Source organism: Nocardioides eburneus (assembly GCF_040838215.1).
Taxonomy (GTDB): domain Bacteria; phylum Actinomycetota; class Actinomycetes; order Propionibacteriales; family Nocardioidaceae; genus Nocardioides; species Nocardioides eburneus.
Genome location: NZ_JBFPJR010000072.1, coordinates 1 through 1,029 on the forward strand (window position 1 = coordinate 1; position 1,029 = coordinate 1,029).

The 1,029-nt window shown below is 69.7% G+C and carries 1 protein-coding gene and 1 pseudogene; both read right to left on the reverse strand.

The window, feature by feature from the left end; translation table 11 throughout:
• Positions 1-698: complex I subunit 1/NuoH family protein (locus AB3X52_RS19385; protein WP_367995750.1), on the reverse strand; the 698-nt coding region annotated here is incomplete at its 3' end.
• Positions 695-1,029 (reverse strand): annotated as a pseudogene (locus tag AB3X52_RS19390) (NADH-quinone oxidoreductase subunit G); the annotation flags it as partial. The pseudogene AB3X52_RS19390 and the gene AB3X52_RS19385, both read right to left, overlap by 4 nt.

Here is a 1,029-nt window from a genome sequence, read left to right on the forward strand (position 1 = left end):
TGGAAGCCGCCCACGAGCTCGCCCTCGGCCTCGGGCAGGTCGAACGGCGCGCGGTTGGTCTCGCCGACCATCGAGACGCAGTAGATGACGAAGCTCGGCAGCAGCAACGCGGCGAACCACCAGTCACCCTGCGCGGCGACGATCTCGCTGGTCGACAGGCTGCTGGAGTAGAGGAAGACCGCCACCAGCGCGAGGCCCATCGAGACCTCGTAGGAGATCATCTGCGCGCTCGAGCGCAGCCCGCCCAGCAGGCTGTAGGTCGAGCCGGACGCCCAGCCGCCGAGCACGATGCCGTAGATCCCGATGCTCGCGATCGCCATCACGAACAGCACCGCGACCGGCAGATCGGTCAGCTGCAGCGGCGTGCGATGGCCGAAGAGGCTCACCACCGGCCCGAACGGGATCACGCTGAAGGTCACGAACGCCGGCACCGCGGCGAGGATCGGCGCCGTCACGAAGACGACCCGGTCGGCCTTCGTCGGCGTGATGTCCTCCTTGAGCGCGAGCTTCACGCCGTCGGCGAGGCTCTGCAGCAGGCCGAAGGGGCCGTGCCGGTTCGGTCCGATGCGGTGCTGCATGCGCGCCACCACCCGCCGCTCCCACCAGATGTTGAAGAGCGTGAGCAGCACCAGGACCACGAAGATCACGACGACCTTGATCAGGATGATCCACCACGGATCGTGGCCGAAGCCGTTCATCGTGCCCCCTCCACGTCGACGCGAGAGCCCGGTGAGGCCAGGTCGGCCCACACCCCGCGGCCGAAGCTGTTCGTCGGCACCCAGACGGTGTCCTCGGGCAGGTCGGCCGGCTCCGCCGGCAGGGTCCACGAGCCGCGGTCACCCCTCAGCGTGACGGTGTCCCCGACCTCGTCGTACACCGCCTGCGGCAGGCGTACGACGGCCGGCCGTGCGGTCGCCGCCAGGGCCTTGTCCCCCACCTGCATCCGACCGTTGTCCAGCATGAGCCGCCACGTCGCGAGCCGGAACCTCGCCGGGAGGTCACTCGTTCCCGCCGAGGCGTCACTCGTTC